Origin of the sequence: Synechococcus sp. H55.9, assembly GCF_047462355.1 — a bacterium.
Taxonomy (GTDB): Bacteria; Cyanobacteriota; Cyanobacteriia; order Thermostichales; family Thermostichaceae; genus Thermostichus.
This window is the reverse complement of record NZ_JANSJB010000030.1, coordinates 13,167-21,610: the sequence shown is the minus strand read 5'-3', so window position 1 is coordinate 21,610 and position 8,444 is coordinate 13,167. Positions and strand designations below refer to the sequence as shown.

Annotated in this window: 8 protein-coding genes; 5 read left to right on the top strand and 3 right to left on the bottom strand. The window is 59.8% G+C overall.

The genetic code is table 11. The features are described from left to right. Nucleotides 1–845: efflux RND transporter permease subunit (locus NW857_RS05800; RefSeq protein ID WP_414368278.1), on the bottom strand; the 845-nt coding region annotated here is incomplete at its 3' end. A gap of 122 nt (nucleotides 846–967) precedes the next feature. Continuing rightward, entirely contained in the window at nucleotides 968–1,696 is a 729-nt protein-coding gene (sufR, locus tag NW857_RS05795; RefSeq protein WP_414333924.1) for an iron-sulfur cluster biosynthesis transcriptional regulator SufR, read from the bottom strand. A gap of 162 nt (nucleotides 1,697–1,858) precedes the next feature. Between sufR and sufB the strand changes: the two genes are divergently transcribed. The 4 genes from sufB to NW857_RS05775 all read left to right on the top strand — a co-directional run bounded on the left by sufB (nucleotide 1,859) and on the right by NW857_RS05775 (nucleotide 7,100). Then, nucleotides 1,859–3,295 carry a Fe-S cluster assembly protein SufB gene (gene sufB, locus NW857_RS05790; RefSeq protein ID WP_414333922.1) on the top strand — a complete coding sequence of 479 codons (1,437 nt, stop codon included), beginning with the start codon at nucleotides 1,859–1,861 and terminating at the stop codon, nucleotides 3,293–3,295. 123 nt (nucleotides 3,296–3,418) lie between these two features. Beyond that, a complete protein-coding gene (gene sufC / locus NW857_RS05785) occupies nucleotides 3,419–4,192 on the top strand; it encodes a Fe-S cluster assembly ATPase SufC (RefSeq protein WP_414338298.1) in 774 nt (257 codons plus the stop codon). Then, nucleotides 4,189–5,496, top strand: coding sequence for a Fe-S cluster assembly protein SufD (gene sufD / locus NW857_RS05780; protein WP_414333918.1), 1,308 nt, complete (start codon nucleotides 4,189–4,191; stop codon nucleotides 5,494–5,496). Before sufC ends, sufD begins: the two co-directional genes overlap by 4 nt. Nucleotides 5,497–5,879: 383 nt before the next feature. Continuing rightward, on the top strand, nucleotides 5,880–7,100 hold the full coding sequence (locus NW857_RS05775) for an S-layer homology domain-containing protein (protein ID WP_414368275.1): 1,221 nt from the start codon (nucleotides 5,880–5,882) through the stop codon (nucleotides 7,098–7,100). Nucleotides 7,101–7,228: 128 nt separating this feature from the next. On the opposite strand, the gene NW857_RS05770 is transcribed toward NW857_RS05775, so the two are convergent. After that, nucleotides 7,229–7,864 carry an exopolysaccharide biosynthesis protein gene (locus tag NW857_RS05770; RefSeq protein ID WP_414348616.1) on the bottom strand — a complete coding sequence of 212 codons (636 nt, stop codon included), beginning with the start codon at nucleotides 7,862–7,864 and terminating at the stop codon, nucleotides 7,229–7,231. A gap of 99 nt (nucleotides 7,865–7,963) precedes the next feature. On the opposite strand from NW857_RS05770, the gene NW857_RS05765 reads away from it, so the two are divergent. Further along, nucleotides 7,964–8,389 carry a hypothetical protein gene (locus tag NW857_RS05765; RefSeq protein ID WP_414368272.1) on the top strand — a complete coding sequence of 142 codons (426 nt, stop codon included), beginning with the start codon at nucleotides 7,964–7,966 and terminating at the stop codon, nucleotides 8,387–8,389. Nucleotides 8,390–8,444: the final 55 nt, after the last annotated feature.

The following is an 8,444-nucleotide window of genomic DNA, read 5'->3' as shown; positions in this document are numbered from 1 at the left end:
CGGAAGTGGATGCGGGTTAGGGAGGTGCGCTCGGCAAACTCATCCCGCACGCTGGCTACATCTCTGAGATAGACCTCTGGCTTGACCTGAATGGCGGCCACGTCCTCGGCCGAGGCCAGCCGCTGCCCTCCCTCCAGGCGGATCTGCCGCGAGCCCACCTCCACTTCTCCCGCCGGCAGTTGCAAGTTTTCGGCGGCAATCTGTTGGGCCACCTGGGTCGGGGAAAGACCATAGCTGGCCAGCCGCTCCGGATCCAAATCCACCCGGATGGTGCGGGGATGCCCCCCCACCAGCGTCAGGTGGGCCGTGTTGGGAAGGCTGCGCAGATCCTCCAGCAGCCGCTCTCCCACCCGCCGTAGCTGATTGTCGGTGTAGTCGGCCCCTGTCAAGGTCAGGGTAACGATGGGAACATCGTCAATGATGACCGGCTGCACCTGATAGCTGGCGCCGGGGGGGAAGAGCTCGGGGTGGCTAAACAGATGGTTTTGCAGCTTAAACAGGCTGTCTTCCCAGTTTTCCCCCACCTCATACTGCACCGTGATCAAGCCGCCAGAGGCCTGGGCCACCGAGTAGATGTGGTCGATCCCTGTCAGCTCCCGTAGCTTCGCTTCCACAGGGGTGATCAGCGTCTTCTCCACGACCTCGGCACTGGCCCCCGGATACCGCAAAACTACATCCGCTGCCGGGACGACAATTTGCGGGTTTTCTTCCTTGGGGGTCAAGGTCGCCGCCAGCAGGCCAAAGATGGCCAGACCCACAATAATCAAGGAAGTAAGCTGGGCGTTGTTGATAAAGTAAGCGGTAACCCGCCCCACCCCTTGGTGCGGCTTCTCCAGCTCTGACATGGGAAAAATCCAGATTGGTTCATGCTTATACTACCATATAGCTATACCTTTATGCATCCATAGCTGCTCTTGCCCGTCTTCCGAAGCCGTCACCTGAGGTAGGCCCAGCAAAGGACGAACTGCTACTCGTGGCTGGGTCTAGGAGGGGATCCTGGCTTGGCAATCCAGTAGCCGCACTGGTGTTCTCCGTTCACCTGCCAGGTGAGGCGCTCCACCCGACAATCGGGCAGGGCGGCGGCAAACATCTCCAGCTCGTGGCCGCAGACGCTGGGAAAGCGCTGGGCAATCTGGGCGATGGCGCAGTGGTGCTCCACCAAGACATATTGCTCGACATACTGCTCAGAGCCTTCTGCTGCAATCGGGGCAGCCAGGTTGGCAGGATAGGGGTAGTACTCCGCCATGTAGCCCTCTGCCTGGCGCAACTGCACCAGGCGCTCCAGCCGCTCGGCCAGGGATCCGGAGCCCATCTGGGCTTGGTACTCCTGGGCTTTGCGCTGCCACTGCTGCTGGAGCAGGGATCCCATCTGTTCGGATCCCAGGGTTTCAGCCAGCGTATTGAGCAGACCGAGGGCAAACTCGTCGTAGCCGGTGGGGAATTGCGCTTCTCCTTGGGGGCTGAGCTGATAGAGGTGCTGGGGGCGGCCCAAACCGCTAGCTTGAGCGACATGGTGGATCAGCCCCTCTGCCTCCAGATCCTTGAGGTGGCGGCGAATGGCCTGGGGAGAAATGCCCAAGTGCTCTGCCAGAGTCTGGGCGGTGGCCTGCCCCGTCTTGCGTAGGTAGATCAAGATAGCCTGCTTGCTGGAAACGGGTTGCGTGAACGGATCGGTGATCTTGCGCGCGCTCTCCACCCTCGCCCTCCTGGTTAGACTGGGTTTACTCGGCTGCCGCTGCCAGCACCGCTACTTTGACAAGGGGATCATTGCTAAAGTAACCTGAGGATTAGTTAAGCAACAACCATGTTGTTTTAATTGGCCATCTGTTTTGCCCCTGTCCCTAACCGAGAGCCATCCATGTCTACGAGCGTCCGCACCCTAATTAGCCAGCCCTACAAGTACGGCTTTGTTACCGACATCGCCTCTGAGTCCATCGGCAAAGGCTTAAATGAGGACATCATTCGGCAAATCTGGGCCAAGAAGGGGGAGCCGGACTTTATGCTGGAGTTCCGGCTGCGGGCCTACCGCCAGTGGCTGAAGATGAGCGAGCCCACCTGGCCGAATGTGACCTACCCGCCCATCGACTACCAGAACATCGTTTACTACTCCGCTCCCAAGGTAAAGGAGAAGAAAAAGAGCCTCGACGAAGTGGATCCCGTGCTGCTGGAAACCTTTGAGAAGCTGGGGATCCCTTTGTCGGAGCAGAAGCGGCTGGCCAATGTGGCGGTGGACGCCATTTTCGACAGCGTCTCGGTGGCCACCACCTTCCGGGAAAAGCTGGCCAAGGAAGGGATCATTTTCTGCTCCATGTCGGAGGCGCTGCGGGAGTACCCTGAGCTGGTGCGCAAGTACCTGGGCACGGTGGTACCCATTGCCGACAACTACTACGCGGCGCTGAACTCGGCAGTGTTTAGCGATGGCTCCTTTGTCTATGTGCCCAAAGGGGTGCGCTGCCCGATGGAGCTGTCCACCTATTTCCGCATTAACAACGGCGAGTCGGGCCAGTTTGAGCGCACCCTGATCATTGCTGACGAGGGATCCTACGTCAGCTACCTGGAAGGCTGCACGGCCCCCATGTTCGACACCAACCAACTGCACGCGGCGGTGGTGGAGCTGATCGCCCTGGACAATGCCGAGATCAAGTACTCGACGGTGCAGAACTGGTATGCCGGCGACGAAAACGGCAAGGGCGGCATCTACAACTTCGTGACCAAACGCGGCCTCTGTCAGGGGGCCAACTCCAAGATCTCCTGGACGCAGGTGGAGACCGGCTCGGCCATCACCTGGAAATATCCGAGCTGCGTGCTGGTGGGGGAAAACTCGGTGGGCGAGTTCTACTCAGTGGCCCTGACCAACCACTACCAGCAGGCCGATACCGGCACCAAGATGATCCACATAGGCCGCAACACCCGCAGCAGAATTATCTCCAAAGGCATCTCGGCGGGGCATTCCAAAAACAGCTATCGCGGCCTGGTGAAAATTGGGCCCAAGGCAGAAGGCGCCCGCAACTTTTCCCAGTGTGATTCCATGTTGATTGGGGATCAGTGCAGCGCCAACACCTTCCCCTACATTGAAGTGCAAAACAACACTGCCAAAGTAGAGCACGAAGCTTCCACTTCCAAAATCGGAGAAGAGCAACTGTTCTACTTCCAGTCGCGCGGCATTTCTGTAGAAGACGCCGTCTCCATGATCATCAGCGGCTTCTGCCGAGAGGTGTTCAACCAATTGCCAATGGAGTTTGCCGTCGAGGCGGATCGGCTGCTGAGCCTGAAGCTAGAGGGATCCGTTGGCTAGATCCCTGGCGAGCGGCTATGCTCGTTGCCAATTGCCGAGCAGCCTGGCGCAGCTCCACCTTGGGGGCGGCGCTGAAGGGGTAGGTCTGTCCGCCAATACTTCGACCCAAGACGAACTTCTGACATGATCCGGGAAAACAGCCCTGTCATTTTATCTATCCGCGATCTCACGGCTGAGATCGACGGTACTCCTATCCTCAAAGGGGTGAACCTGGAAATCCGGGCCGGCGAGATCCACGCCATCATGGGGCCCAATGGCTCCGGGAAAAGCACCTTCTCCAAGATCTTGGCCGGCCACCCCGACTACCGGGTAACAGGGGGCGAGATCCTCTATCTGGGCAAGGATCTCTTGGCAATGGAGCCGGAGGAGCGGGCCTGGGCCGGGATCTTCTTGGCCTTTCAATACCCCATCGAGATTCCGGGGGTGAGCAACTTGGACTTCTTGCGCGCCGCCTACAACGCCCGGCAGAAATATCGGGATCAGCCGGAAATGGATCCCCTCGATTTTGACGACTTGGTGCGGGAAAAACTGAGCATTGTCAAGATGGATCCCGCTTTTTTGGAGCGCTCCGTCAACGAAGGGTTTTCCGGCGGCGAGAAAAAGCGCAACGAGATCCTGCAGATGGCGGTGCTGGAGCCGACGCTGGCTATCTTAGACGAGACGGACTCCGGCCTGGATATCGACGCGCTGCGCGTCGTTGCCCAGGGCATTAACCAACTGGCCAGCCCTGAGAAGGCCATGCTCCTCATTACCCACTACCAGCGCCTGCTGGAGTATGTAACCCCCGACTATGTGCATGTGATGGAAGGGGGGCGCATCGTCCTCAGCGGCGATAAGACTTTGGCGCTGGAGCTGGAAGAGCGGGGCTATGACTGGCTCAAGGAGGAGGTGGGATGAGCGCTGCGGTGCCCAAGTCCTCGGTTCGAGAAAGCGACGCCAGCGGTTTTGGCCGTCCCTTTCTGGAGCACATCCTCCGCCAAATCCCAGAGGTGGAAGATCCCCATACCACCCTGAGACAGCAGGCCCGCGCCCAACTGGCGGAACTGGGGATCCCCACCCCCCGCGAAGAAGACTGGAAATACAGCGACCTCTCGCCGCTGGTGGCCCACACCTTTCGCCTGGCCGGCCCTGGACAGGCAACGCTAGAGAAGGCCGTGCTGGATCCCTGGCTGTGGCCGGAGAGCCGTCACAGCTATGCGGTGTTCGTCAACGGCTACTTTGCTCCCCACCTTTCTGACTTGAGCGGCCTGCCCTCGGCCCTGCGAATTGCTCCCCTAAGCCAGTCGGCTCCTGGATGGTTGCAAACCATCGTCAAGCTCGATGTCTTCAGCGCCCTCAACACCGCCCATCTAGGCGATGGGATCCAGATTGAGCTGCCACCCCAGCAGGAGGTTTTGCCGCCCTTGCACCTGCTCTGGATAACCGTGGCCTCTGAAGGAGAGGCGGTTTTGGCCCAGCCCCGCTGTCTGGTGGCTTTGCAGGCCCACAGCTCCCTCACCCTGATTGAAGATCACCTCTCCTGGGGGGCCGGGATCCCCTTTGGCAACGCCGTCGCCGAGATTGCCCTGGCCGAAGGATCCCGTCTACACCATGTGATCTTGCAGCGGCAGGGATCCCAGGCTTTTCACATCAACCAAACTGCTGTGCGCCAGGGCCGCCACAGCCACTACCGGCTGCAGGCCATCCAGTGGGGATCCCAATTTTCCCGCCACAACCTGGAGCTTGTCCAGGTAGAACCCCAGGCCCACACCCACCTGCAGGGACTGACCCTGCTGAAGGGATCCCAGCACAGCGACACCCACTCCCGCCTGGTGCATCAAGCGCCCCACGGCAGCAGCCGCCAATTGCACAAGTGCATCGTGGACGAGGCGGCCCGTGCGGTCTTCAGCGGGCGCATTTTGGTGAGCCAAGCAGCTCAACTGACAGACGCCGCCCAGACCAACCGCAATCTGCTGTTGAGCCCCAAGGCGCGGGTGGATACGCAGCCGCAGTTGGAGATCTTTGCCGACAACGTCAAATGTGCCCACGGGGCCACCGTCAGCCAACTGGAGGCCGAAGAAATCTTCTATTTGCAAAGCCGCGGCATTCCCCAGGCCCAGGCCAGGCAACTCCTCACCTATGCTTTTGCAGCCGAGATCCTCGAAGGGATCCCTTTGGCCCAGCTTCCTTCTCAGGTGGCCTGCCGGTTGGGATCCGATTAATTTGCGATCAATTCGGTTTCTGGTTACAGCTTTTTCCGACTTCATGGGAGTTCTGTAGCCAAGCGAGATCCTTCCTACGCAAGAGATGGATCTACATTGGCTGTAGTAGATAACGCCGGAAAAAGCTGTAGTTGTTGGCTGCTCCCGAAATGGCCATTATCCTCAAGAGTGACCGGGCTTAGGCGTAATGGCTTGACGCGAAATAGATTCGGGAGTTTCCTTATCGATCTTCTATGGTTGCGTTTTCTTGCAAATCTTAGGTTGGAAACGCTCAAACTGCTATACAGAGAGGGTTTCAGCTATTGTCACCACTGAGGAAATAGCCAGAATAAGAGTAGCTATTGACCCAGCAATGGGCGCTACGACAACTTGGTGAATGCACGATGTTTCCCTCTCTGTTGACCCCACGCACAGCCGGCCTACTCCTATCGGGAGCCGCACTGGGCATTCATTGCCAGGCGGCTATGGCCGCCCCTTTTCGCGACACTTTTGGTCACTGGGCCCAAACCTACATTGAGGCTCTCTCCGCTCAAGGGGTGTTGAACGGCTTCCCGGATGGCACCTTCCGTCCCAACGAGCCGGTGACCCGTGCTCAGTTTGCCACCCTCGTCACCACTGCCTTTCGCCTCCGCAACACCTCTGGTGCCTTCATCGGCTTTCGGGATGTGCCCTCCAACCACTGGGCGGCCAGCGCTATCTCCGCGGCGGCAGCCAACAACTTGGTGGCCGGCTTCCCGGACGGCACCTTCCGACCCGAACAGCCCGTTACCCGCACCGAGGCGCTGGTGATCCTGACCAACGCCCTTGGCAACACAAGTGCCATCCCCGCGGCCCAGCCGAGCGAGCTGTTCAGCCGCTACCGTGACGCGGCAGCCATTCCCAACTGGGCCCTGACGCTAATTGCAGCCGCCAACCGCGCCGGCCTGATCGTGAATTACCCAGATCCCATGCTCTTGGAGCCCAACCGTCCTGCCACCCGTGCTGAGGTGGCTGCTTTTACCCACCAGGCCCTGCTCAGTCGGGGATCCCTGGTGGCCCAGAACCCAGGCAATTGGCTCTCCACCCCTCAGCCCGGCTTTGACCTGCGCCTTTCCACGCTGGCGGCGGGCACTCTGATACAGACCACCACCCCCTTCAACGAGCGCCTCTTCATCGCCCCCAACGAAACTCGCCCTATGTCCTTGATCGTTCGCAACCCAATTCGCAACGGCCAGGGGGACATCCTGGTGCCTTTTGGCTCACGGGTGGATGGCCGCTTTGAGCCGGCGCCGGGCGGCACGCGCTTTGTGGCGGAAAGCATCATCGTCAACAACCAACTGTTCCCCTTGGCCGCTCAATCGGATGTAATCCGCGATGTCAAGGATCCCCGCTACACCACCACAGGCAAGATCATCCAAGATGCGGCCATCGGTGCGGCAGCAGGCGCCGTTCTCGGCTTGGTAACCGGCGATAATGCCATTGCCACAGAAGAAGTGCTGGGGGCAGGGGTGGCCGGAGCGGTGATCGGCAACGTGACAGCGCCGCAGGTGGTGGTGTTGGATCCCAACCAGGTGATCGAGCTGCGCCTCACCCAGGATCTGGCGCTAGTTCCTCAATCCCGCTAGCGGCGCGGGGGTGTCCGTTGCAACAAGACGCAGGCGATACAACTTCTCACTGTCTTTCCATCGGTGAAGCTGGGCGTTGTCTCGATCCCCAACTCCCCTCTCCCTCCGGGAGAGGGGCTGCTAGGGCGCTATCTTCTCAGCCAATCCAACAGAGTCGTTCCCCCCAGCCACAGGCCCACCAAAATGGAAGTGGTCAGTAGCCCCCCTGCCACACAGATCAGGGATCCCAGGCTGCAGAGGAGCCCATCTTCTTCCAGGAGACCGAAGGCGGTGACGAAGATCCCCATCGCCGGCAGGGTGTTGGTGCCGGGCACGGGAATGATCATGGAAATGCCCATCAAACCAATCCAGGTGCCCAGCCAGACCTGGCCCAGGCGGCTGGTGCAGACTTGTTGCCAACGGGGGCAGGCAACTTTTTCAATGCGCTGCAACCATGGGATCCCGGCCTGCACCCACTTTTGCAATTGCTTCCGTTCAATGGATGTCTGCAGCACCCATGGCGGCAACCAGGGAGTGGTTCGCCCTGCCAGCATTTGCAGGGCCAGCAGTAGGATGACCACGCCAAAGGGAGTGGAATAGCCAGGGGCCGGCAGAGGCAAAGCCGAGGGAAAAGACAGCACTGCCAAAAACAAGCCAAAGCTGCGCTCGCCCGCCAGTTTGAGAATCTCTTCAACGCAGATCGCCACGGGTGGGGATCCCTCAGGCTGCTCTGGGTTGGCGGGAAGGCAGGCAAATCGGGCTAGCTCTTGGGATAGACGAGCCATAGGGGAGTCTGCAAACGGTTTGGGAGCCAACGATAGCCTACTGCAAATCCAAGGTTTGTTGGATATCTTGAACAAAGGGGTGGTCTTTGAGGGGTTAAGATGAGCGGCGAAGCGCTGGGCAAGAGGTTGGGCAGCGGTGGCCTTGGAGAAGGTCTGAAGAAGCGCGCCCCGCTCAGCAAAGAAATGGGTAAGTTGGGGGGATCCCTGTTGCTGGGATCCCTGTTGGTGGCAGGGCGCGGTGTGGTCCTGGCCGAAGCGCAGTTGGAGGTGGGTACCTCCACCACCTTGCCCCCCCAGTCGGCTCCGCCGGTGTTGCCACCCCCACCGGTGGGAGTGCGACAAATTAGAGAGGATACCGATCCTGAGCAAACCGCCGATATGCCCCTTTCCTTGATGGCCGAGCAGGTGCTGGAGGCGGTGTGCGAAGCGCAAATCGATGCCCAACGGGCCCTGGCCCTCATGCCCGATCTGAGCGAATCCCACATCCGCGCCGCCTGTCCCAAGCGGCTGATCCCCAAAAGCTGAAGGAAAACAAAGGCGGCCCCAGACCTTGGGTTGAAAAGTATCCGAAAAATACGCT